This is a genomic window from Pseudomonas alloputida, assembly GCF_021283545.2.
Taxonomy (GTDB): Bacteria; Pseudomonadota; Gammaproteobacteria; order Pseudomonadales; family Pseudomonadaceae; genus Aquipseudomonas; species Aquipseudomonas alloputida.
Map to the genome: position 1 here is coordinate 1693363 of NZ_CP128540.1, position 23777 is coordinate 1717139.

Below are 23777 nucleotides of genomic sequence, written 5' to 3' on the forward strand. Positions count from 1 at the left end.
TTTTGATAAAGTGTTTTGACAGAATCTGTAACAATCCTGTGGCAAACCCCTCGTTTTTTCGTCGGCAAGGCTGTAATGCCCGCGCCAGAGCGTTTTGCCGGAACGGGTGTACCAAATTACTACCAACGTCGAATGGCTTTTGTCGCTCTGGTACAGTTACAAACGGTTCCATACAAAAACAACTATTACACCGAGGTAACACAGATGAGTGCGGCTCCACTGTATCCCGTTCGTCCCGAGGTTGCGGCCACTACCCTGACCGACGAGGCCACCTACAAGGCCATGTACCAGCAATCGGTGATCAACCCGGACGGCTTCTGGCGCGAGCAGGCCCAGCGTATCGACTGGATCAAGCCGTTCACCAAGGTCAAGCAGACCTCCTTCGACGACCACCATGTCGATATCAAATGGTTCGCCGACGGCACTCTGAACGTTTCCTCCAACTGCCTGGACCGCCACCTTGAAGAGCGCGGTGACCAGTTGGCCATCATCTGGGAAGGTGACGACCCTTCCGAGCACCGCAACATCACTTACCGCGAGTTGCACGAGCAGGTCTGCAAGTTCGCCAACGCCCTGCGTGGCCAGGATGTGCACCGCGGTGACGTGGTCACCATCTATATGCCGATGATCCCCGAAGCGGTGGTCGCCATGCTGGCCTGTGCACGCATTGGTGCGATTCACTCGGTGGTGTTCGGTGGCTTCTCGCCCGAGGCGCTGGCTGGCCGTATCATCGACTGCAAATCCAAGGTGGTGATCACTGCCGACGAAGGCGTGCGTGGTGGCCGCCGTACCCCGCTCAAGGCCAACGTCGACCTGGCGCTGACCAACCCTGAAACCAGCAGCGTGCAGAAAATCATCGTGTGCAAGCGCACCGGTGGCGACATTGCCTGGCACCAGCACCGCGACATCTGGTACGAAGACCTGATGAAAGTGGCCTCCAGCCACTGCGCCCCCAAAGAAATGGGTGCTGAAGAGGCGCTGTTCATCCTTTATACCTCCGGCTCCACCGGCAAGCCGAAGGGCGTGCTGCACACCACAGGCGGTTACCTGGTTTACGCCGCGCTGACCCATGAACGGGTGTTCGATTACCGTCCGGGCGAGGTGTACTGGTGCACCGCCGACGTCGGTTGGGTCACAGGCCACAGCTATATCGTCTACGGCCCGCTGGCCAACGGCGCCACCACCTTGCTGTTCGAAGGCGTGCCCAACTACCCGGACATTACCCGCGTATCGAAGATCGTCGACAAGCACAAGGTCAACATCCTCTACACAGCGCCAACTGCCATTCGCGCCATGATGGCCGAAGGGCAGGCAGCTGTTGAAGGCGCCGACGGTTCCAGCCTGCGTCTGCTGGGGTCGGTGGGTGAGCCGATCAACCCTGAGGCCTGGAACTGGTACTACAAGACCGTCGGCAAGGAGCGTTGCCCGATCGTCGACACCTGGTGGCAGACCGAGACCGGCGGCATTCTGATCAGCCCGCTGCCTGGTGCCACCGGCCTCAAGCCGGGTTCGGCAACCCGCCCGTTCTTCGGTGTGGTGCCTGCCCTGGTCGATAACCTGGGCAACCTGATCGACGGTGCTGCCGAAGGCAACCTGGTAATCCTCGACTCCTGGCCGGGTCAGTCGCGTTCGCTGTACGGCGACCATGACCGCTTCGTCGACACCTACTTCAAGACCTTCCGTGGCATGTACTTCACTGGCGACGGTGCGCGCCGCGACGAGGACGGTTACTACTGGATCACCGGCCGTGTGGATGACGTGCTCAACGTGTCCGGCCACCGCATGGGCACTGCCGAAATCGAAAGCGCCATGGTCGCGCACTCGAAGGTTGCCGAGGCTGCAGTGGTTGGCGTGCCGCATGACATCAAAGGGCAGGGCATTTATGTGTATGTCACCCTCAATGCCGGCATCGAGGCCAGCGAGCAATTGCGCCTGGAGCTGAAGAACTGGGTGCGCAAGGAGATCGGCCCGATTGCTTCGCCGGATGTGATCCAGTGGGCGCCGGGGCTGCCGAAGACCCGCTCGGGCAAGATCATGCGCCGCATCCTGCGCAAGATCGCCACCGGTGAGTACGACGCCCTGGGCGATATCTCGACCTTGGCTGACCCGGGTGTGGTACAGCACCTGATCGATACCCACAAGGCGATGAACCTGGCTTCGGCGTAAACCCTTCCCGGCAATACCCCCTGCAGGAGCGGGCTTGCCCGCGAATGCGTCAGTTCAGGCTAAGCTGTCCCCTGACCTCACGCATTCGCGGGCAAGCCCGCTTTTGCATTGTTACCCGACAATCATCGGTTACTGTTCTGTCACCGGCCCCGCACAGGTTCGGGGCGCCAGGAAACAATTCCGGCCCGTTTCGGTGCATCGGAGTCAGCATTTTGTGCATCAAGGCACGCTGCACTTGCCGTCGTACAAGGCTTTGCCAATAATAGGCCCAGGAATTGCTAGGTCTATAGGTTCTATTTCTTGCGCCATTGCATATTCTGCACTGGCTGTCAACATCGCCCGCGGCGGTTTCAGGCGCTTCTATAAGTAGTTGTCGCTTTGAAGAAATATCGACTACCGGGCTGTCGTTAAAATGCCACTCACTCGCTCGTGGTATGCGGCCTTGGTCGAACCCTGCGCGGCTCGCGTTGTACTCATTCGCATATCGGGCAGCTGTTACCTGCCTTGTATTGCCCCGTACCGATGGAGTTACCTGATGAAGAAGCTCGCACTGCTTGGCGCCCTGGCGCTGTCTGTGTTTTCCCTGGTGTCGCAGGCTGCTGAAAAACCGCTGAAAATCGGCATCGAAGCTGCCTACCCACCCTTCGCCTTCAAGCAACCTGACGGCAGCATTGCCGGCTTTGACTACGATATCGGCAACGCGCTGTGCGAAGAGATGAAAACCAAGTGTACCTGGGTCGAGCAGGAGTTCGACGGCCTGATCCCGGCGCTGAAAGTGCGCAAGATCGACGCCATCCTGTCGTCCATGTCGATCACCGATGACCGCAAGAAGTCGGTCGACTTCACCAAGCGCTACTACCTGACTCCGGCGCGCCTGGTCATGAAGGACGGCACCACCGTCAGCGACAGCCTGGACGAACTGAAAGGCAAGAAGATCGGCGTGCAGCGCGGCTCCATTCACGACCGCTTCGCCAAGGAAGTGCTGGGCGCCAAGGGTGCCACCGTGGTGCCTTACGGCACCCAGAACGAAATCTACCTGGACGTTGCAGCTGGCCGCCTCGACGGCACTGTGGCTGACGCCACCCTGCTGGAAGATGGCTTCCTCAAGACTGACGCCGGCAAGGGCTTCGCGTTCGTAGGCCCGGCCTTCACCGACGCCAAGTACTTCGGTGACGGTATCGGTATTGCCGTACGCAAGGGTGACAAGGCCAATGTCGACCGCATCAACGCGGCGATCGACGCCATTCGTGCCAACGGCAAGTACAAAGAAATCGAAAGCAAGTACTTCAATTTCGACATCTACGGTCCAGACTCGAAGTAAGACGTCGGGTTTCACCTGTGCAATGGTGCAAACAGCAGAGGCTCTGAGGTTTGCACCATTTTTCATTCTCTAGGTCGAGGACCTCATCATGTTGAAAGGCTACGGGGCAGTCATCCTCGACGGGGCGTGGCTGACGCTACAGCTCGCCCTGTCGTCGATGGCCCTGGCCATCGTGCTCGGCCTGATCGGTGTGGCGCTGCGTTTGTCGCCAGTGCGCTGGTTGGCCTGGCTGGGCGATCTGTATTCCACGGTGATCCGTGGTATTCCGGACCTGGTCCTGATCCTGCTGATCTTCTACGGCGGGCAAGACATCATCAACCGGGTGGCGCCGCTGCTCGGCTATGAAGACTATATCGATCTGAATCCGCTGATTGCGGGTATCGGTACCCTGGGCTTCATCTTTGGCGCCTACCTCTCGGAAACCTTCCGCGGGGCCTTCCTGGGCATTCCCAAGGGCCAGGCCGAGGCGGGCGTGGCGTATGGCATGAGCCCTCGCCAGGTGTTCTTCCGTATCCAGGTGCCGCAAATGATTCGCCTGGCCATTCCGGGCTTCACCAACAACTGGCTGGTGCTGACCAAGGCTACTGCGCTGATTTCGGTCGTCGGTCTGCAGGACATGATGTTCAAGGCCAAGCAGGCGGCTGACGCCACCCGCGAACCCTTCACCTTCTTCCTGGCAGTGGCGGCGCTGTACCTGGTGCTGACCAGTGTTTCGCTGTTGGCCCTGAAGTATCTGGAGCGCCGCTACTCGGTGGGCGTCAAGGTGGCTGAACTATGATCTTCGACTACAACGTCGTGTGGGAAGCGCTGCCGATGTACTTCGGCGGCCTGCTGACCACCCTGAAACTGCTGGCGATTTCGCTTTTCTTCGGCCTGTTGGCAGCCATTCCGCTGGGCCTGATGCGGGTATCCAGGCAGCCGGTGGTCAACCTTGCTGCATGGCTGTACACCTACGTCATCCGTGGCACGCCGATGCTGGTGCAGCTGTTCCTGATCTACTACGGCCTGGCCCAGTTCGAGGCAGTGCGCGAGAGTATCTTCTGGCCGCTGCTGTCCAGCGCTACCTTCTGCGCCTGCCTGGCGTTCGGCATCAATACCAGTGCCTACACCGCCGAAATCATTGCCGGCAGCCTCAAGGCGACGCCGCATGGCGAGATCGAAGCTGCCAAGGCCATGGGAATGTCGCGCATGAAAATGTACCGCCGCATCCTGCTGCCTTCGGCACTGCGTCGGGCACTGCCGCAGTACAGCAATGAAGTGATCATGATGCTGCAGACCACCAGCCTGGCGTCGATCGTCACCCTGATCGACATCACCGGTGCTGCGCGCACGGTCAATGCCCAGTACTACCTGCCTTTCGAGGCCTATATCACGGCGGGCGTGTTCTACCTGTGCCTGACCTTCATCCTGGTGCGCCTGTTCAAGATGGCCGAACGCCGCTGGCTCGGCTACCTGGCGCCGCGCAAGCACTGACCGCTTTGTGAGAATCGACAGCATGTACAAACTCGAAGTCCAAGACCTGCACAAGCGCTACGGCAGCCACGAAGTGCTCAAGGGCGTGTCGCTGGCGGCCAAGGCCGGCGACGTCATCAGCATCATCGGCTCCAGCGGTTCGGGCAAGTCGACCTTCCTGCGCTGCATCAACCTGCTGGAGCAGCCGCACGCTGGCAAGATCCTGCTCAACAACGAAGAACTGAAGCTGGTCCCCGGCAAGGATGGTGCGTTGAAGGCCGCCGACCCGCGTCAATTGCAACGCATGCGTTCGCGCCTGTCGATGGTGTTCCAGCACTTCAACCTGTGGTCGCACATGACTGCGCTTGAGAACATCATCGAAGCGCCCGTGCACGTGCTGGGCGTGAACAAGAAGGAAGCCCTGGAAAAGGCCGAGCACTACCTGGCCAAGGTGGGTGTTGCCCATCGCAAGGATGCCTTCCCCGGGCATATGTCGGGGGGTGAGCAACAGCGTGTGGCAATTGCCCGGGCGCTGGCCATGGAACCGGAGGTCATGCTGTTCGACGAGCCGACCTCGGCACTTGACCCTGAGCTGGTGGGTGATGTGCTGAAGGTGATGCAGGCGCTGGCCCAGGAAGGTCGGACCATGGTAGTGGTGACCCACGAAATGGGCTTTGCCCGCGAGGTGTCCAACCAGTTGGTGTTCCTGCACAAAGGCCTGGTGGAAGAAACCGGCTGCCCACGTGAAGTGCTGGCCAACCCGCAGTCGGAGCGCCTGCAGCAGTTCCTCTCCGGCAGCCTGAAGTAAAAGCTGCATTTTTGCACCAGAATAGGGCATGCTGCGCGGCGAGCGCAGCCTGACCCGGCGCACAGACTCGAACGACCTCAGGTTTCGGACCGTACCCTATGACCACCCAGCGAATCGGTTTTCTCATCTGGCCCAGCACCAGGCCTTTGACCCTGGCGTTGGCCGAGGAAGTGTTGCTGGTGGCGCAGCGTGTGCATCCGGATGTGGTCTACGAGTTGGTCTTCCTGCAGGCCGAGCCTGCGCAGGAAGGCGCCTGGCGGCTGCCGGGCGAGCCGTGGACCGGCCGCCTGGAGGGCTGCCACAAGCTCTTTCTGCTGGCCGACGAGCCGCCTGCGGCGATGGGGGCTGCCTTTTCAGCGGCGCTCAAGCAACTGGCGCGCAGTGGTTGCCTGATCGGTGGCCTGTCGGCCGGGGTGTATCCGCTGGCAATGCTGGGCCTGCTCGATGGGTACCGGGCAGCCGTGCACTGGCGCTGGCAGGATGACTTTGCCGAACGCTTCCCCAAGGTGATTGCCACCAGCCACCTGTTCGACTGGGATCGCGACCGACTGACCGCCTGCGGCGGTATGGCCGTGACCGACCTGCTGCTGGCGGTGCTGGCGCGCGATCACGGGGCGGAGCTGGCCGGGGCAGTGTCGGAAGAGCTGGTGGTAGAGCGCATCCGCGAGGGTGGCGAGCGCCAGCGTATTCCGCTGCAGAACCGCCTGGGCTCGAGTCACCCCAAGCTGACTCAGGCCGTGTTGCTGATGGAAGCCAACATCGAAGAGCCGCTGACCACCGACGAAATCGCCCAGCATGTGTGTGTGTCGCGTCGGCAGTTGGAGCGTATCTTCAAGCAGTACCTGAACCGCGTGCCCAGCCAGTACTACCTGGAGTTGCGGTTGAACAAGGCGCGGCAGATGCTGATGCAGACCAGCAAGTCGATCATCCAGATCGGGCTGTCCTGTGGCTTCTCCTCGGGGCCGCATTTTTCCAGTGCCTACCGTAATTTCTTTGGTGCAACGCCGCGGGAAGACCGCAATCAGCGTCGCAGCAGCAGCCCGTTTGAATTGAGCTCGGCGCCGGCTGAAAAGGGCTGAGATTTCGGGTGGGTTCGGGGTGTATGCCTTGGGGTTGGTGTTGGGGCGCAAATCGAGCGCCGCCCACGCGGCGCTCGATCTCCCCGTCAACACATCAACATCGCCGTACATCCTGCCCCCTCACAATCCTGTGTGAGCACCCGTTCACCCAGCCCCCTCTCTCCCGTACACTGCGCGATTGCGACAGTGTTTGTCGCATTGCCGAAAGCCTTGTCAAAACTGGGTTTTGCGCTGTAACAAGTTGTCGCTTGGCCGCAAGGACAGGCGCGGATCAGTCCTTACAATCCCCCCATCGCTCGCCACTTCCAGGCCAGCGTTCCTCTTCAGGAGACTCAGATGTCCGTTGAGCAAGCCCCGGTGCAACGTGCCGATTTCGACCAGGTGATGGTCCCCAACTATTCTCCGGCGGCCTTCATTCCTGTGCGAGGCGAGGGTTCCCGTGTCTGGGACCAGTCGGGTCGCGAGCTGATCGACTTTGCCGGCGGCATCGCGGTCAATGCCCTGGGCCATTGCCACCCGGCACTGGTCAAGGCCCTGACTGAACAGGCCAACACCCTCTGGCACGTCTCCAACGTGTTCACCAACGAGCCGGCCCTGCGCCTGGCCCACAAGCTGGTGGACGCCACCTTTGCCGACCGCGCGTTTTTCTGCAACTCCGGCGCCGAGTCCAACGAGGCCGCTTTCAAGCTGGCCCGTCGTGTGGCGCATGACCGCTTCGGTCCGCAAAAGCACGAAATCATCGCCACCGTGAACAGCTTCCACGGTCGCACCCTGTTTACCGTCAGCGTGGGTGGCCAGCCGAAGTACTCCGATGGCTTTGGCCCGAAGATCACCGGTATCAGCCATGTGCCGTACAACGACCTGGAAGCGTTGAAGGCACAGATTTCCGACAAGACCTGTGCCGTGGTGATCGAGCCGATCCAGGGCGAGAGCGGCGTGGTGCCGGCCGACAAGGCCTACCTGGAAGGCGCGCGCAAGCTGTGTGACGAGCACAACGCTCTGCTGATCTTCGACGAAGTGCAGACGGGCGTGGGCCGTACCGGCTCGCTGTATGCCTACCAGCACTACGGCGTGATCCCGGACATTCTGACCAGTGCCAAGAGCCTGGGCGGCGGTTTCCCGATTGGCGCCATGCTGACCACCACCGAGCTGGCCAAGCACCTGGCCGTTGGCACCCACGGCACCACCTATGGCGGCAACCCGCTGGGTTGCGCCGTTGCCTGCGCGGTGCTGGACGTGGTCAACACCCCGGAAACCCTGGCCGGTATCAAGGCTAAGCACGAGCGCTTCAAAACCCGCCTGGAACAGATCGGCCAGCAGTACAACCTGTTCAGCCAGGTGCGTGGTGTCGGCTTGCTGCTGGGCTGTGTCTTGACCGAGGCCTGGAAAGGCAAGGCCAAGGACGTGCTCAATGCTGCCGAGAAAGAAGGCGTGATGGTGCTGCAGGCCGGCCCGGACGTGGTCCGCTTCGCGCCAAGCCTGGTGGTTGAAGACGCCGACATCGACGAAGGCCTGGACCGCTTCGAACGCGCTGTGGCCACACTGACCAAAGGCTGATCCGCCAGCGGTCCTTTCGCCGGCCCTGGCGCAGCCTCAGCCCGAGGCTGATCCGGGTCGGCGATACCCGATTCCAGTGCAGGTGCCTGGGTGCCTGCCGTTTTTCCGTGCCGACGTGAATGGCCCGTATTCCAAAGGAGTGACACCATGCTGGTGATGCGCCCCGCGCAAATGGCTGATCTGAACGACGTGCAGCGCATGGCTGCAGACAGCCCCATTGGTGTCACCTCGCTGCCGGACGACACTGCTCGTCTGGGCGACAAGATTGCCGCCTCTGAGACATCCTTCGCCGCCGAGGTCAGCTTCAACGGTGAAGAGAGTTACTTTTTCGTGCTCGAAGACAGTGAAACAGGCAAGTTGGCCGGCTGCTCGGCCATTGTCGCTTCGGCCGGCTACTCCGAGCCGTTCTACAGTTTTCGTAACGAAACATTCGTGCACGCCTCACGCGAGCTGAAGATACACAACAAGATCCATGTGCTGTCGCTGTGTCACGATCTGACCGGCAACAGCCTGCTGACCAGTTTCTATGTGGCGCCGGAGCTGGTGAACAGTGGCTGGGCCGAGCTCAACTCGCGCGGCCGGCTGCTGTTCATGGCTGCGCACCCGGAGCGCTTTGCCGATTCGGTGGTGACCGAGATCGTCGGCTTCAGCGACGAGCAGGGTGAATCGCCGTTCTGGGATGCCATCGGCCGCAACTTCTTCGACCTCAACTATGCCGACGCCGAGCGCCTGTGCGGCCTGAAGAGCCGTACCTTTCTCGCCGAGCTGATGCCGCATTACCCGATCTACGTGCCGTTGTTGCCAGACCTGGCGCAGGAAGCCATGGGCCAGGTACATCCGCGGGCGCAGATCACCTTCGACATACTCATGCGCGAAGGCTTCGAGACCGAGCACTACATCGACATCTTCGACGGCGGCCCGACCCTGCATGCGCGCACCTCTGGCATCCGCTCGATCGCCCAGAGCCGGGTGGTGCCGGTGAAGATCGAAGAGGCCCCGGTCAAAGGCGGGCGCCCGTACCTGGTGTGCAACGGCCTGTTGCAGGACTACCGCGCGGTGTTGCTGGACCTGGACTGGGTGCCTGGCAAGCCGGTCAGCCTGAGCGTGGCAGCAGCCGACGCGCTGGGCGTGGGTGAGGGCGCCAGCGTGCGCCTGGTCGCGGTTTGAGGTCTGGCAACAGACGTTTCGGGCTTGATGCGTTAGCAGAGTTTCGCGCCGGCCGATGCCGTCGCACAAGGAGATAGCATGATCGTTCGTCCTGTACGCAGCAGCGATTTGCCTGCGTTGATCGAATTGGCACGCAGCACCGGCACCACCGGGCTGACCACGCTGCCGGCCAACGAAGAGCGCCTGGGGCATCGCGTTGGTTGGGCGGAAAAAAGCTTTCGTGGCGAAGCCGAGCGTGGCGACACCGATTACCTGTTCGTGCTGGAAAACGACGAAGGCCTGGTGGTGGGCATCAGTGCCATCGCCGGCGCCGTCGGCCTGCGTGAGCCCTGGTACAACTACCGGGTCGGCCTGACTGTCAGCGCCTCGCAGGAGCTGAAGATCTACCGCGAAATCCCGACGCTGTTCCTGGCCAACGACCTGACCGGCAACTCAGAGCTGTGCTCGCTGTTCCTGCGCAGCGACTACCGCTCGGGCCTCAATGGCCGCCTGCTGTCGCGCGCGCGCATGCTGTTCATTGCCGAGTTCCCCGAGCTGTTCGGCAAGAAGATCATTGCCGAAATGCGCGGCATGTCTGACGAGCAGGGCCGTTCGCCGTTCTGGGAAAGCCTGGGCCGGCATTTCTTCAAGATGGAGTTCAGCCAGGCCGACTACCTCACCGGCGTGGGCAACAAGTCGTTCATCGCCGAACTGATGCCCAAGTTCCCGCTGTACACCTGCTTCCTGTCCGAAGCGGCGCGCAGTGTGATCGGCCGTGTGCACAAAGACACCGAGCCGGCGCTGGCCATGCTCAAGCAGGAAGGCTTCAACTACCAGGGCTACGTCGACATCTTCGATGCCGGCCCGGCCATCGAGTGTGACACTGCCAAGATCCGCGCCGTACGCGAGAGCCAGACCCTGGTGCTGGCGGTAGGTACGCCAGGCGATGACGCGACCCCTTTCATCATCCACAACCGCAAGCGCGACGACTGTCGCATCACTGCCGCACCTGCACGGTTGGCCGCCGGCACCCTGGTGGTCGACCCGTTGACCGCCAAACGCCTGCGCATGGGCGTTGGCGACAATGTCCGCGCGGTGCCGCTGTCGGCCAGCCGGGAGGCCCATTAAATGACCACGCATTACATCGCAGGCAATTGGCAGGCCGGCCAGGGCGAAACCCTGCAGTCGCTCAACCCGGTGACCCAGGCCGTGATCTGGCAAGGGCAGGGCGCTGACGCCAGCCAGGTCGACGCCGCCGTGCAGGCCGCGCGGCAGGCCTTTCCGGCCTGGGCGCAATTGAGCCTGGAGGCACGTATCGATGTGCTGGAGAAGTTTGCCGCGCAGCTGAAAGTGCATGCCGAGGCCATGGCCCAGTGCATTGGCGAGGAAACCGGGAAGCCGCTGTGGGAATCTGCGACTGAAGTCACCAGCATGATCAACAAGGTGGCGATTTCGGTACAGAGCTACCGCGAGCGCACCGGCGAAAAGAGTGGTCCTCTGGCCGATGCCACGGCTGTTCTGCGGCACAAGCCTCACGGCGTCGTGGCGGTGTTCGGCCCTTACAACTTCCCCGGGCACCTGCCCAATGGCCATATCGTGCCGGCGCTGCTGGCAGGCAACTGCGTGGTGTTCAAGCCCAGCGAGCTGACCCCCAAGGTCGCTGAGCTTACCGTCAACTGCTGGATTGCTGCCGGCCTGCCGGCGGGTGTGCTGAACCTGGTGCAGGGCGCACGCGAAACCGGTGTGGCGCTGGCCGCCAACCCAGGTATCGATGGCCTGTTCTTCACCGGCTCCAGCCGCACCGGCAACCTGTTGCATCAACAGTTCGCAGGCCGCCCAGACAAGATTCTGGCCCTGGAAATGGGGGGTAACAACCCGCTCGTGGTGGACGAGGTCAAGGACCTCGACGCGGCGGTGTATACCATTATCCAGTCGGCGTTCATTTCCGCCGGCCAACGCTGCACTTGCGCGCGGCGCCTGCTGGTGCCGCAAGGCGCCTGGGGCGATGCACTGATCGCGCGCCTGGTCGAGGTGTGCAAAACCATCACGGTGGGGGCGTTCGATGAACAGCCGGCGCCTTTCATGGGCTCGGTGATTTCGCTGCAGGCGGCTCGGGCGCTGCTAGCCGCCCAGGTTGAACTGGCCGCCAAAGGTGGCGTGAAACTGCTGGAAATGACTCAGCCGCAGGCCGATGCTGCACTGCTGACCCCGGGCATTGTCGATGTCACTGCCGTGGCTGACCGCCCGGACGAAGAGTTTTTCGGCCCGCTGTTGCAGGTGATCCGCTACGCCGACTTCGATGCCGCCATCGATGAAGCCAATAACACCCAGTATGGCCTGGCCGCCGGCTTATTGTCTGATTCGCGAGCCCGCTACCAGTACTTCTGGCTGCGCAGTCGCGCAGGCATCGTCAACTGGAACAAACAGCTGACAGGGGCTGCCAGCAGCGCGCCGTTCGGTGGCGTGGGAGCCAGTGGCAACCATCGCGCCAGTGCCTATTACGCAGCCGACTACTGCGCTTACCCCGTGGCTTCGCTGGAGACCGCCAGCCTTGCCTTGCCGGCGACCCTGACGCCGGGCGTCACCCTATAACAACAGGTCACGGAGCCTAGCCGATGAAATCCTATGAAGTGAATTTTGATGGCCTGGTGGGGCCTACCCACAACTATGGCGGCCTGTCTTACGGTAACGTGGCTTCGCAGAGCAATAGCCAGCAGGCGTCCAACCCGCGTGAGGCCGCGCGCCAGGGCCTGGCGAAGATGAAAGCGCTGGCCGACATGGGCTTCAAGCAGGGTGTTCTGGCGCCACAAGAGCGCCCGGACGTGGCGGCGCTGCGCCGCCTGGGGTTCAGTGGCAGCGATGCCGAAGTTATCCAGCGCGCCGCCCGCGAGGCCATGCCGTTGCTGGTGGCCAGTTGCTCGGCCTCGAGCATGTGGGTGGCCAACGCCGCAACAGTCAGCCCGAGTGCCGACACTGCTGACGGTCGCGTGCACTTCACCGCCGCCAACCTCAACTGCAAATATCACCGCAGCATCGAGCACCCGACCACCAGCCGCGTGCTGGGCGCCATGTTCAATGACGAGAAATACTTTGCCCACCACGCCGCGCTGCCTGCCGTGGCACAGTTCGGTGACGAGGGCGCGGCCAACCACACGCGCTTCTGCCGCGCCTATGGCGAGGCTGGCGTGGAGTTCTTTGTCTACGGCCGCAGTGCCTTTGACAGCCGTTACCCGGCGCCACAGAAGTACCCGGCCCGACAAACCCTGGAGGCCTCGCAAGCTGTGGCCCGGCTGCACGGCCTGAGCGATGACGGTGTGGTCTACGCTCAACAGAACCCGGCGGTGATCGACCAGGGTGTGTTCCACAATGATGTGATTTCGGTAGGTAACGGCGAGGTGCTGTTCTACCACGAGGACGCGTTTCTCGAGACCGACGCGGTACTTGGGCAGCTGCGAGCTAAACTGGCCAGCAAGGGTGGCAACTTCCAGGCCATCTGCGTGCCCAGGGCAGCGGTGGCGGTGGAGGACGCGGTGCGTTCCTACCTGTTCAACAGCCAGCTGCTCAGCCGCGAAGATGGTTCGATGCTGTTGGTCGTGCCGGAAGAGTGCCGCAACAACGAGCGGGTCTGGGCCTATCTGGGCCAGCTGACCAGCCAGGGAGGCCCGGTGAAGGAGGTCAAGGTGTTCGACCTCAAGCAAAGCATGCAGAACGGCGGCGGCCCGGCCTGCCTGCGTTTGCGCGTGGCTTTGAAGGAAGCGGAGCTGGCGGCGGTCAACCAAGGCGTTATCATGACGGCCACGCTGTATGACACGCTGCTGCAGTGGGTCGACAGGCACTACCGCGATCGCCTTGGCGAAGCAGACCTGGCTGACCCGCAACTGCTGGTGGAATGCCGTACGGCACTGGACGAATTGACCCAGATCCTGAAGTTGGGCTCGGTGTATCCGTTCCAACGCCAACCTTGAAGAGAGACTCTGTAATGACCGACGCCTTGCGCCTGATCCTCGAAGATGAAGACGGCACCCAGCTGGAAACCTCCTGCACCCGCTTTGCTGTGGTCTGGCAAGGCAAGGAAGTGTGGATTCAGCAGGATGGCCGTGGCCAGTTGCTGATCGGCGTGGATGTCGAGGAAGACGACACCGAGTATGCCAACTTGCTGCTGCGCCCGATGGCCACCAATCTGGTCAGCCTGCAGCTGGAAATGGAACCGGCAGAACTTGGCGAAGACGACGATCACGTTCATGGCCCTGACTGCGGTCACCACCACTAAGGAAGCACCTATGCTCGCCCTTGGCAAATTGCTTGAGCTGACCCTCACCGATCACGAACCGGCCGAGAAGACCCAAGTGACACCCAAGGGCGCGCGTTTGCGATGGCTGGGGGAGGGCGCGCTCGAAGTGCGCCCGGCCGAAAGCGACGATTGCGGGCTGGACTTGCTGTTGTCCGCCGGCATTCATGGCAATGAAACAGCGCCGATCGAATTGCTCGAGCGGCTGCTGCACGGCGTGGCCAACGGCAAGATCAGGCCCAGGGCGCGGGTGCTGTTCCTGTTCGGCAACCCGGCGGCGATCCGCAAGGGCGAGCGCTTTATCGAACAGGACATCAACCGCCTGTTCAATGGCCGCCATGAGCTGTCCAGCGGTTTCGAAGCATTGCGTGCTGCCGAGCTGGAACAGTTCGCCCGGGTGTTCTTCAGCAAACCGGGGCGCAACCGCCTGCATTACGACTTGCATACTGCCATCCGCGGTTCGAAGATCGAGCAATTCGCCTTGTACCCTTATAAAGAGGGGCGCAAGCACTCCCGTCGCGAACTGGCGCGCCTGGCGGCGGCAGGTATGGAGGCGGTGTTGCTGCAAAGCAAGTCGTCCATCACCTTCAGCGCTTTCACCTACGAGCAACTTGAGGCTGAAGCTTTCACCCTGGAGTTGGGCAAGGCCCGTCCGTTCGGCCAGAACGAGCAGGTCAACCTCGACAAGCTCGAAGAGCGGCTGATCCGCATCATCGAGGCTACCGAGCCAGAGGACGAAAGTTCGCTGGATGGCCTGCAGCTGTTCAGTGTTTCCCGCGAAATCATCAAGCACAGCGACAGCTTCCACCTGCACCTGCCGGCGGACATCGAAAACTTCTCCGAGCTGAGCAAGGGTTACCTGCTGGCTGAAGACCTGGCCGAGATGCGCTGGGTGGTCGAGGAGGAGGGTGCGCGCATCATCTTCCCCAACCCCAAGGTCAAGAACGGCTTGCGCGCCGGCATTCTGATCGTGCCGGATTCGGGGCAGCGCCTGGGGTGAGAGCGGTGTCGCCTGTTTCGTGGGTGACCCCGCTCCTACGAGATATGTGCAAGGTCTCAATGTGGTGCCGTGCCCGTAGGAGCGGGTTTACCCGCGAAACAGGCGACACAGTTTCGGATCCTATCCTTGATGAAAACCCTTTAATTCACCGCCTGTTCCATTTTCCCCTCCCTTGAGCGGTAATTGGCTTGCCAGTGGCGAAACACAGGATTTAGCATCCGGTCATGTCGTTTTCGTTTGCATAGCCCGAAAAACCGTCCAAACGATGGCTTCTATCGTATAAACACACTGCATCGAGACTGCAGGACCGATATAATGCGGCCCTTTGCCGTCGTTTCGTCGACGCGTTTGCCCAACAGGGCCGCCGTTTCCGTGGAAGAACCTATGAAAAGCGCAGAAATCCGTGAAGCCTTCCTTCGCTTCTTCGAAGAGCAGGGACATACCCGAGTCGCCTCCAGTTCGCTGATCCCGAACAACGACCCGACCCTGCTGTTCACCAACGCAGGCATGAACCAGTTCAAGGACTGCTTCCTCGGTGCGGAGAAGCGCGCCTACACGCGTGCTGTCAGCAGCCAGAAGTGCGTGCGTGCCGGTGGCAAGCACAACGACCTGGAAAACGTCGGTTACACCGCGCGTCACCACACCTTCTTCGAAATGCTGGGCAACTTCAGCTTCGGCGACTATTTCAAGCGCGACGCCATTACCTTTGCCTGGACCTTCCTGACGTCTGAGCAGTGGCTGAACCTGCCCAAGGAAAAGCTCTGGGTCACCGTCTACGCCACCGACGACGAAGCCTACGACATCTGGACCAAGGAAGTCGGCGTGCCGGCCGAGCGCATGGTGCGCATCGGCGATAACAAGGGCGCCCCGTACGCCTCCGACAACTTCTGGACCATGGGCGATACCGGCCCGTGCGGCCCGTGCACCGAGATTTTCTACGATCACGGCCCGGATATCTGGGGTGGTCCACCCGGCTCGCCAGAAGAAGACGGTGACCGCTACATCGAGATCTGGAACAACGTCTTCATGCAGTTCAACCGCACTGCCGACGGTGTGTTGCACCCGCTGCCAGCGCCGTCGGTGGACACCGGCATGGGCCTGGAGCGTGTCAGCGCCGTGCTGCAGCACGTGCATTCGAACTACGAGATCGACCTGTTCCAGAACCTGCTGGCTGCCGCAGCCAAGGCCATCGGTTGCAGCAATGACGGCCAGGCTTCGCTGAAAGTGGTCGCCGACCACATCCGTTCGTGCGGCTTCCTGATTGCCGACGGCGTGCTGCCGTCCAACGAAGGCCGTGGCTACGTGCTGCGCCGCATCATTCGCCGCGCTTGCCGTCACGGCAACAAGCTGGGCGCCAAGGGCAGCTTCTTCTACCAGATCGTTGCCGCACTGGCCGCTGAAATGGGCGAAGCCTTCCCGGAGCTGAAGAGCCAGCAAGCGCACATCGAGCGCGTGCTCAAGGCCGAAGAAGAGCAGTTCGCCAAGACCCTGGAGCAGGGCCTGCGCATCCTCGAGCAAGACCTGGCCCAGCTGAAAGGCGACGTGGTACCGGGCGACGTGGTGTTCAAGCTGTACGACACCTATGGCTTCCCGATGGACCTGACTGCCGACATCGCTCGTGAGCGTGAGCTGACCATCGACGAAGCCGGCTTCGAGCGTGAAATGGACGCCCAGCGTGAGCGCGCCCGCTCCGCCAGCGCCTTCGGCATGGATTACAACAGCCTGGTCAAGGTCGACAGCGCCACCGAGTTCCTCGGTTACGACGCCACCGAGGGCCAGGGCAAGATCATCGCCCTGTACAAGGACGGCCAATCCGTTGACCAGCTGGGTGAAGGCGAGGAGGGCGTTGTGGTGCTCGACCGCACGCCGTTCTACGCCGAGTCCGGTGGTCAGGTGGGTGATACCGGCTTCTTGCAGGCTGGCGCTGCACGCTTTGACGTGCGCGACACCACCAAGACCGGCGGTGCCTTCCTGCACCACGGCGTGGTGACCAGCGGTGCGCTGGTGATCGGTTCGCCCGTCGAGGCCAAGGTCGATGCCGACGTACAGCACGCCACCTCGTTGAATCACTCCGCTACCCACCTGCTGCACGAAGCATTGCGCCAGGTACTGGGCGAGCATGTACAGCAGAAGGGCTCGCTGGTCGACAGCCAGCGCCTGCGTTTCGACTTCAGCCACTTCGAAGCGGTGAAGCCGGAGCAGATCAAGCAGCTGGAAGACATCGTCAACCGCGAGATTCGCAAGAATACCCCGGTTGAAACCGAACTGACCGACATCGAAACTGCCAAGGCCAAAGGCGCAATGGCGCTGTTCGGCGAGAAATACGGCGACACCGTGCGTGTGCTGAGCATGGGCGGTGATTTTTCGGTGGAATTGTGCGGCGGTATCCACGCCAAGCGCACCGGTGACATCAGCCTGTTCAAGATCATCAGCGAAGGCGGCGTAGCCTCTGGCGTGCGCCGTATCGAAGCCGTAACCGGTGCCGCTGCGCTGGCTTACCTGAACGCTGCCGAAGAGCAGGTCAAGGAAGCCGCACAACTGGTCAAGGGTAACCGCGACAACCTGATCGACAAGCTGTCGGCTGTGCTTGAGCGCAACCGCCAGCTGGAGAAGCAGCTGGAACAGCTGCAGGCCAAGGCCGCCAGCGCCGCCGGGGACGATCTCTCCAACGCGGCCGTTGAGGTCAAGGGTGCCAAGGTCCTCGCCGCCCGCCTGGATGGGCAGGATGGCAAGGCCCTGCTGGCCCTGGTCGATCAGCTGAAGAACAAGCTCGGCCACGCAGTGATCCTGCTGGGCAGCGAGCATGAGGGCAAGGTTGTGCTGGTGGCCGGCGTGACCAAGGACCTCTCCAGCCAACTCAAGGCTGGCGATCTGATGAAACAAGCCGCTGCGGCGGTGGGTGGCAAGGGCGGCGGCCGTCCGGACATGGCCCAGGGTGGTGGCGTCGACGTCGCTGCCCTGGACCAGGCCCTGGCGCTGGCCGTGCCATTCGCAGAGCAGGGACTTTGAGATGAGGGGGTGGAGGGTCTAGTGGCCACACAGGCCACTCCCGTCCACCCCTTCATGTTGGATTGTTTTTTGGGGCCCTGTATGGGCTGAGGCACCATTGAAATGGCGTTGATCGTACAGAAATTTGGCGGCACCTCTGTCGGTTCCATCGAGCGGATCGAGCAGGTAGCCGAAAAGGTCAAGAAACACCGTGAAGCGGGCGACGACCTGGTGGTTGTGCTGTCGGCCATGAGCGGTGAAACCAATCGCCTGATCGACCTGGCCAAGCAGATCACCGATCAGCCGGTTCCTCGTGAACTGGACGTGATCGTGTCGACGGGTGAGCAGGTCACCATTGCCCTGCTGACCATGGCCTTGATCAAGCGTGGTGTGCCAGCGGTGTCCTACACCGGCAACCAGGTGCGTATTCTCACCGACAGCTCGCACAACAAGGCGCGCATTCTGCAAATCGACGACCAGAAGATTCGTGCCGACCTCAAGGAAGGCCGCGTGGTCGTGGTTGCAGGCTTCCAGGGCGTCGACGAGCACGGCAGCATCACTACCCTGGGTCGTGGTGGCTCTGATACCACCGGCGTGGCCCTGGCGGCGGCGCTGAAGGCTGATGAGTGCCAGATCTACACTGATGTTGATGGCGTCTACACCACCGACCCGCGCGTCGTGCCACAGGCCCGTCGCCTGGAGAAGATCACCTTCGAAGAGATGCTGGAAATGGCCAGCCTTGGTTCCAAGGTGCTGCAGATCCGTTCGGTGGAGTTCGCCGGCAAGTACAACGTTCCGCTGCGCGTGCTGCACAGCTTCAAGGAGGGTCCGGGTACCCTCATTACCATTGATGAAGAGGAATCCATGGAACAGCCGATCATTTCCGGTATCGCCTTCAACCGTGATGAAGCAAAGCTGACCATTCGCGGCGTGCCGGATACCCCGGGCGTGGCCTTCAAGATCCTCGGCCCGATCAGCGCTTCGAACATCGAAGTCGACATGATCGTGCAGAACGTTGCGCACGATAACACCACCGACTTCACCTTCACCGTGCACCGCAATGAGTACGAGAAGGCGCAGAGCGTGCTGGAAAACACCGCGCGCGAAATCGGTGCCCGTGAAGTGATCGGCGACACCAAGATCGCCAAGGTCTCGATCGTCGGCGTCGGCATGCGTTCGCACGCCGGTGTTGCCAGCTGCATGTTCGAAGCCCTGGCCAAGGAGAGCATCAACATCCAGATGATCTCCACTTCCGAGATCAAGGTTTCGGTGGTGCTCGAAGAGAAGTACCTGGAGCTGGCCGTACGCGCGCTGCATACCGCGTTCGATCTGGATGCTCCTGCCCGACAGGGCGAGTAAGGCGCTGCCTGGAAGGGCGCGGCTTGCCGCGCCCTTCGCGTTTCTGCTCGCCGCGCAGGTCCTGTCCTGCCTTGTGCGGCGAGTAACCGGGGCCATGGTCGTCGTCCGCGACCCGGGCCCGATATCCAAGACTGTTACCCCTGAATGTTTTGCGTAAGGAGAAAGCTATGTTGATTCTGACTCGTCGGTGCGCCGAGAGCCTGATCATTGGAGACGGCGAGATCACCGTGACGGTGCTTGGCGTCAAAGGCAACCAGGTGCGTATTGGCGTGAGCGCCCCGAAAGAAGTGGCAGTTCACCGCGAGGAAATCTACCTGCGGATCAAGAAGGAGAAGGATGAAGAGCCAAGCCTTTAATTTTTTTGAAGTTTTTTTCAAAAAAAGGGTTGCAAAGGTGAAAGAGGTTCTTTAATATTCGCCTCGTGTTGCGGTGAGGTGGCCGAGTGGCCGAAGGCGCTCCCCTGCTAAGGGAGTATACCTCATAAGGGTATCGGGGGTTCGAATCCCCCCTTCACCGCCATTATTTGCGTAGGGCGCTGTAAACGGTAGGAACGCTAAGTAGTTGTTTTATAACGAAAAGCTTCTTGCAAAAATGTTTCAGCGACCTATAATGCGCGGCAAGACACGGACTCATAGCTCAGCTGGATAGAGTACTCGGCTACGAACCGAGCGGTCGCAGGTTCGAATCCTGCTGAGTCCGCCACTTTTGAAGTGGCTTTGTTTGCAAGGCTGCTTCAATCAACCAGCGGTATCTGGTCTAAAACTGCCAATTGCGGACTCATAGCTCAGCTGGATAGAGTACTCGGCTACGAACCGAGCGGTCGCAGGTTCGAATCCTGCTGAGTCCGCCACTTTCTTGAAGTGGTTCTGCTTGCAAAGCCATTTCAGTCAACCAGCGGTAATCTGGTTTAAAACTGCCAATCGCGGACTCATAGCTCAGCTGGATAGAGTACTCGGCTACGAACCGAGCGGTCGCAGGTTCGAATCCTGCTGAGTCCGCCACTTTCTTGAAGTGGTTCTGCTTGAAAAGCCATTTCAGTAAGCCAGTGGTAACCTGGTCTAAAACTACCATCACGGACTCATAGCTCAGCTGGATAGAGTACTCGGCTACGAACCGAGCGGTCGCAGGTTCGAATCCTGCTGAGTCCGCCATACCCCATCAAAAAGCCCGCTCAATAGAGCGGGCTTTTTGTTTGTGCGCCAATGAATTCTTGAGCCTGTCGATCTACGCTCTTCTGTAATGATTGCGGTGTAGTTTGGAGCCGCTGAGCGGCCTCAAAAATCAAATGTGCTTTCCCATCCACAACAATCGTCGCACTGATAGCTTCACGCGTTGTCCCAGCTTTATCGCGCAAACGATTGTTCTGGCCAAAAATTTAAGCGATCTGACAGCTTTAGCAGTGTATGATTGCGCCCGTCAGCCCCGCCGGGGCTTGTGGAAAACCACCATGGACTTACCCAGTAGTTACTCGCTAACACGATTCATACAGAAAGATCTGACCGATTGATTCCCTCGGCGTGCTCCGCTGCTGGGAGTGGAGTTCGCCTATGACCGAAGTAGAAGTTAAAAAAGCGCAAGAAAGCCTGCAGGATCGCCTGGCCCAGGTGGTCGAACTGCTGCAGCGTCAGCGCATGGTCGAAGACCTGACCCATCGCCAGGAAGGCGCGCACAACGACCTGGTGGAAAACCTGGTCCACCGCCAGAACCTCGTCGAGCTGCAGCGCAAGCTCGATGACCTGCACCCCGCCGACATCGCCTACATCCTCGAAGCCTTGCCCCTGGAAGATCGCCTGACGGTCTGGCAACTGGTGCGCTCGGAGCGCGATGGCGACATCCTGCTGGAAGTTTCCGATTCGGTTCGCCAATCGCTGATCGCCGACATGGACGATCACGAGCTGCTGGCTGCCGCCAAGGAGATGGACGCCGACGAACTGGCCGACCTCGCCCCAGAGCTGCCGCGTGACGTTGTTCACGAGCTGATGGAAACCCTCGATGCCCAGCAACGCGAGCGGGTGCGTTCGGCGCTGAGCTACGACGAGGAGCAGGTCGGTGCGCTGATGGACTTCGAGATGGTCACCATCCGCGAAGACGTCAGCCTGGAAGTGGTGCTGCGCTACCTGCGCCGCCTGAAAGAACTGCCGAACCACACCGACAAATTGTTCGTGGTCGATTACGACGGCATCCTCAAGGGGGTATTGCCGATCAAGCGCCTGCTGGTCAACGACCCGGAGAAGAAGGTGGCGGAGGTCATGGCGACCGACCCTGTCTCCTTCCAGCCCGAGGAAGATGCCTACGATGCAGCGCAGGCTTTCGAACGTTATGACCTGGTATCCGCCCCGGTGGTGGACAAGAGCGAACGCCTGATCGGCCGTCTGACCATCGACGAAATGGTTGACCTGATCCGTGAGGAAAGCGAGAGCGAAGTCCTCAACATGGCGGGTCTGCGTGAAGAGGAAGATATTTTCGCCTCGGTCTGGCGTTCGTTCCGCAACCGTTGGGCGTGGCTGGCAATCAACCTGATTACCGCCTTTGTTGCTTCGCGAGTGATCGGGTTGTTCGAAGGTTCGATTGAAAAGCTGGTGGCGTTGGCTGCGTTGATGCCGATCGTTGCGGGTATTGGTGGCAACTCTGGTAACCAGACCATCACCATGATCGTCCGCGCCATGGCCCTGGACCAAGTGTCGCCAGGCAATACCAGCCGCTTGATGCGCAAGGAGTTGGCGGTGTCGCTGATCAACGGCCTGGTTTGGGGCGGAGTCATTGGTGCAGTGGCTTTCTGGCTGTATGGCAGCTGGTCGCTGGGGGTGGTGATGACCGCAGCGATGACCTTGAACTTGTTATTGGCGGCGCTGATGGGCGTGCTGATCCCGATGACCTTGGCCCGCTTGGGGCGCGACCCTGCGATGGGGGCGAGTGTGATGATCACTGCTGTGACCGACAGCGGTGGTTTCTTCATCTTCCTTGGGCTGGCCACGCTGTTCCTGTTGTAAGCCAATCCTCCCTGTGGGAACAATCCCGCAGGGAAATGGCCTTGCTGCCAGTCAGACGCCCACAAAAAAGCCAGCTTACGCTGGCTTTTTCGTGTTCGCTGCAGCCCTCAGGAGGCGTCTGCGGCCATTTCCACATCGTGAGCGATGAGGGCGACCAAGGCGTTCTGCTGGCGGTGGGACAGTTGGCGGAAACGCTGCAGCAACTCGCGCTCATGCAGGGACAGTTCAGGGCTGTCCAGGCGCATGCTCAGTTCGTCACCCAGCGCACCTTCCTGGATAAGGCTCTGTTCCAGGCGTGCAATGATCTCGGAGTTCATGCTGCGGTGGTGGTTGCGTGCTACCTCGGCAATGCGCTCACGCATTCCGTCAGGCAGGCGGACGACGAACTTGTCAGCAGTGCGGCTCGAATAAATAGCCTGTTTCATTGGGCGCATATAAATTGACCAGAGTTTGGTTCAGGGGAAGCGGTTCTCAAATTGGCCGCACGGGATGGAAGTACGACCGTGGCGACGACAAAATGTTCAACCGCCAGTGAAAAATGGATGCTCATCTTGCCTCATGGTCGCCGTTTGCTTGGCGTCAATTATGTGACAAATAGTGATCCGGATAAAGGCTTTATGCCAGTACCAATTATCAGAAATGAGCACTGGTTTGAAAAGTTTTACATGCTCTGGCTAGCCTGGCCGTCAGTCTTTTGCCGTCAACAATCGGTAAAACGCAGAAAAATGCCCAGAAAAGCCCTAGAATGCGCCGGTTCCCTCTATAGAGCATAGTGGCTATGCAACATGACGCAAGCGACCGCCGATCAGGGACGGGCCGGTTGATATTTCTGGTTGGGCCGTCGGGTTCCGGGAAAGATTCCCTGATCGACGCGTCGCGTGAGCAACTGGCCGCCGCCGGGGTAGAAATTGCCCGCCGGGTCATCACCCGTTCGGCCGAAGCCAAGGGCGAAGCTGCCCAAGGGGTCACGCCTGAGCATTTTGATACCTTGCGTGCGCAGGGTGCGTTTGCCATGCACTGGCGGGCCAATGGCCTAGACTATGGCATACCCCGGCAGGTGGACCAGTGGTTGGCGGCGGGGAGGGCAGTGCTGGTGAATGGCTCGCGGGCTTATCTGCCAGAGGCCCGTCAGCGCTATCCGGATTTGTTGGCCGTGTTGGTCGAGGTCAAGCCTGAGGTGCTGCGCCAGCGCTTGCTGGCCCGGGGGCGGGAAAGCGCAGAAGAAGTGGAACAGCGCCTGGCGCGCAGCGCACGCTTGCAAGCTGCAGCCGACCCGTCGGTGCATGTGCTGGATAATTCTTCCACACTGGAGGCGGCGGTCGCCGCATTCGTTTCGCTGCTTCGCGATCAGGGCGTACTACCGCGGGGATAGCAGCGCAGAAAAGGATTACGCGAAAAAGCCCAGTTCAGGCATGACAAACGCCAGCATGCTGGTTAACATGCTGGCCATCCCGCTGTGCAGCGCTCGCTGCCGGTCGTAGCGTCTCAGTAGCTCAATTGGATAGAGCATCCCCCTCCTAAGGGGAAGGTTGCAGGTTCAATTCCTGCCTGGGACGCCATTCTCGTCATTCCCATCTTGTCTCCGTCGTCTTCGTTGCCGCCATGCTGCTGTTGACAGCACCT

The 23777-nt window shown here is 60.9% G+C and carries 20 protein-coding genes and 6 tRNA genes; 25 read left to right on the top strand and 1 reads right to left on the bottom strand.

Annotated features, from left to right (window positions below; genetic code table 11):
* Positions 1–204 precede the first annotated feature (204 nt).
* The 22 genes from acs to mgtE all read left to right on the top strand — a co-directional run bounded on the left by acs (position 205) and on the right by mgtE (position 22154).
* Complete coding sequence (gene acs, locus LU682_RS07840; RefSeq protein ID WP_003254525.1) at positions 205–2166, top strand: acetate--CoA ligase; 1962 nt, start codon at positions 205–207, stop codon at positions 2164–2166.
* A gap of 535 nt (positions 2167–2701) precedes the next feature.
* A complete protein-coding gene (locus LU682_RS07845) occupies positions 2702–3487 on the top strand; it encodes an ABC transporter substrate-binding protein (protein WP_003254524.1) in 786 nt (261 codons plus the stop codon).
* 88 nt (positions 3488–3575) lie between these two features.
* Positions 3576–4265, top strand: a complete 690-nt coding sequence (locus LU682_RS07850) for an ABC transporter permease (protein WP_003254523.1) — start codon at positions 3576–3578, stop codon at positions 4263–4265.
* The gene (locus tag LU682_RS07855) at positions 4262–4960 is read left to right on the top strand and encodes an ABC transporter permease (protein ID WP_003254520.1); all 699 of its coding nucleotides are present in this window, start codon (positions 4262–4264) and stop codon (positions 4958–4960) included. Before LU682_RS07850 ends, LU682_RS07855 begins: the two co-directional genes overlap by 4 nt.
* Before the next feature lie 22 nt (positions 4961–4982).
* A complete protein-coding gene (locus tag LU682_RS07860) occupies positions 4983–5747 on the top strand; it encodes an ABC transporter ATP-binding protein (RefSeq protein ID WP_010955179.1) in 765 nt (254 codons plus the stop codon).
* Between the two features lie 98 nt (positions 5748–5845).
* A complete protein-coding gene (gene argR / locus LU682_RS07865) occupies positions 5846–6826 on the top strand; it encodes a transcriptional regulator ArgR (RefSeq protein ID WP_004576734.1) in 981 nt (326 codons plus the stop codon).
* Between the two features lie 336 nt (positions 6827–7162).
* Positions 7163–8383: an aspartate aminotransferase family protein gene (locus tag LU682_RS07870; RefSeq protein WP_010955178.1), complete on the top strand. Its 1221-nt coding sequence runs from the start codon at positions 7163–7165 to the stop codon at positions 8381–8383.
* 147 nt (positions 8384–8530) lie between these two features.
* Positions 8531–9550: an arginine/ornithine succinyltransferase subunit alpha gene (aruF, locus tag LU682_RS07875; protein WP_010955177.1), complete on the top strand. Its 1020-nt coding sequence runs from the start codon at positions 8531–8533 to the stop codon at positions 9548–9550.
* Between the two features lie 78 nt (positions 9551–9628).
* Complete coding sequence (astA, locus tag LU682_RS07880) at positions 9629–10657, top strand: arginine N-succinyltransferase (RefSeq protein ID WP_010955176.1); 1029 nt, start codon at positions 9629–9631, stop codon at positions 10655–10657.
* The gene (gene astD / locus LU682_RS07885; RefSeq protein WP_010955175.1) at positions 10658–12121 is read left to right on the top strand and encodes a succinylglutamate-semialdehyde dehydrogenase; all 1464 of its coding nucleotides are present in this window, start codon (positions 10658–10660) and stop codon (positions 12119–12121) included.
* Between the two features lie 23 nt (positions 12122–12144).
* The gene (gene astB / locus LU682_RS07890) at positions 12145–13494 is read left to right on the top strand and encodes an N-succinylarginine dihydrolase (protein ID WP_010955174.1); all 1350 of its coding nucleotides are present in this window, start codon (positions 12145–12147) and stop codon (positions 13492–13494) included.
* A gap of 14 nt (positions 13495–13508) precedes the next feature.
* Complete coding sequence (locus tag LU682_RS07895) at positions 13509–13799, top strand: topoisomerase II (RefSeq protein ID WP_003254508.1); 291 nt, start codon at positions 13509–13511, stop codon at positions 13797–13799.
* A gap of 10 nt (positions 13800–13809) precedes the next feature.
* A complete protein-coding gene (gene astE, locus LU682_RS07900; protein WP_010955173.1) occupies positions 13810–14817 on the top strand; it encodes a succinylglutamate desuccinylase in 1008 nt (335 codons plus the stop codon).
* Between the two features lie 384 nt (positions 14818–15201).
* Complete coding sequence (gene alaS / locus LU682_RS07905; RefSeq protein ID WP_010955172.1) at positions 15202–17826, top strand: alanine--tRNA ligase; 2625 nt, start codon at positions 15202–15204, stop codon at positions 17824–17826.
* Positions 17827–17928: 102 nt separating this feature from the next.
* Positions 17929–19164, top strand: coding sequence for an aspartate kinase (locus LU682_RS07910; protein ID WP_003254504.1), 1236 nt, complete (start codon positions 17929–17931; stop codon positions 19162–19164).
* Positions 19165–19331: 167 nt separating this feature from the next.
* Positions 19332–19520, top strand: coding sequence for a carbon storage regulator CsrA (gene csrA, locus LU682_RS07915; RefSeq protein ID WP_003254503.1), 189 nt, complete (start codon positions 19332–19334; stop codon positions 19518–19520).
* A gap of 72 nt (positions 19521–19592) precedes the next feature.
* Positions 19593–19683, top strand: a tRNA-Ser gene (locus LU682_RS07920).
* A gap of 106 nt (positions 19684–19789) precedes the next feature.
* Positions 19790–19866, top strand: a tRNA-Arg gene (locus LU682_RS07925).
* Positions 19867–19937: 71 nt separating this feature from the next.
* Positions 19938–20014: transfer RNA gene (locus LU682_RS07930), tRNA-Arg, on the top strand.
* 74 nt (positions 20015–20088) lie between these two features.
* Positions 20089–20165, top strand: a tRNA-Arg gene (locus tag LU682_RS07935).
* A 73-nt stretch (positions 20166–20238) separates the two neighbouring features.
* Positions 20239–20315: transfer RNA gene (locus tag LU682_RS07940), tRNA-Arg, on the top strand.
* A 396-nt stretch (positions 20316–20711) separates the two neighbouring features.
* Positions 20712–22154: a magnesium transporter gene (mgtE, locus tag LU682_RS07945; protein ID WP_003254500.1), complete on the top strand. Its 1443-nt coding sequence runs from the start codon at positions 20712–20714 to the stop codon at positions 22152–22154.
* A gap of 107 nt (positions 22155–22261) precedes the next feature.
* Here mgtE and LU682_RS07950 read toward each other — a convergent pair whose 3' ends face one another.
* Positions 22262–22588 carry an Arc family DNA-binding protein gene (locus LU682_RS07950; protein WP_003254499.1) on the bottom strand — a complete coding sequence of 109 codons (327 nt, stop codon included), beginning with the start codon at positions 22586–22588 and terminating at the stop codon, positions 22262–22264.
* Between the two features lie 69 nt (positions 22589–22657).
* Between LU682_RS07950 and LU682_RS07955 the strand changes: the two genes are divergently transcribed.
* From LU682_RS07955 to LU682_RS07965, 3 genes are all read left to right on the top strand, one after another.
* The gene (locus LU682_RS07955) at positions 22658–22927 is read left to right on the top strand and encodes a hypothetical protein (protein ID WP_061405701.1); all 270 of its coding nucleotides are present in this window, start codon (positions 22658–22660) and stop codon (positions 22925–22927) included.
* A gap of 5 nt (positions 22928–22932) precedes the next feature.
* Positions 22933–23526, top strand: a complete 594-nt coding sequence (gene phnN / locus LU682_RS07960) for a phosphonate metabolism protein/1,5-bisphosphokinase (PRPP-forming) PhnN (RefSeq protein ID WP_049587030.1) — start codon at positions 22933–22935, stop codon at positions 23524–23526.
* A gap of 110 nt (positions 23527–23636) precedes the next feature.
* Positions 23637–23713: transfer RNA gene (locus LU682_RS07965), tRNA-Arg, on the top strand.
* Positions 23714–23777 lie beyond the last annotated feature (64 nt).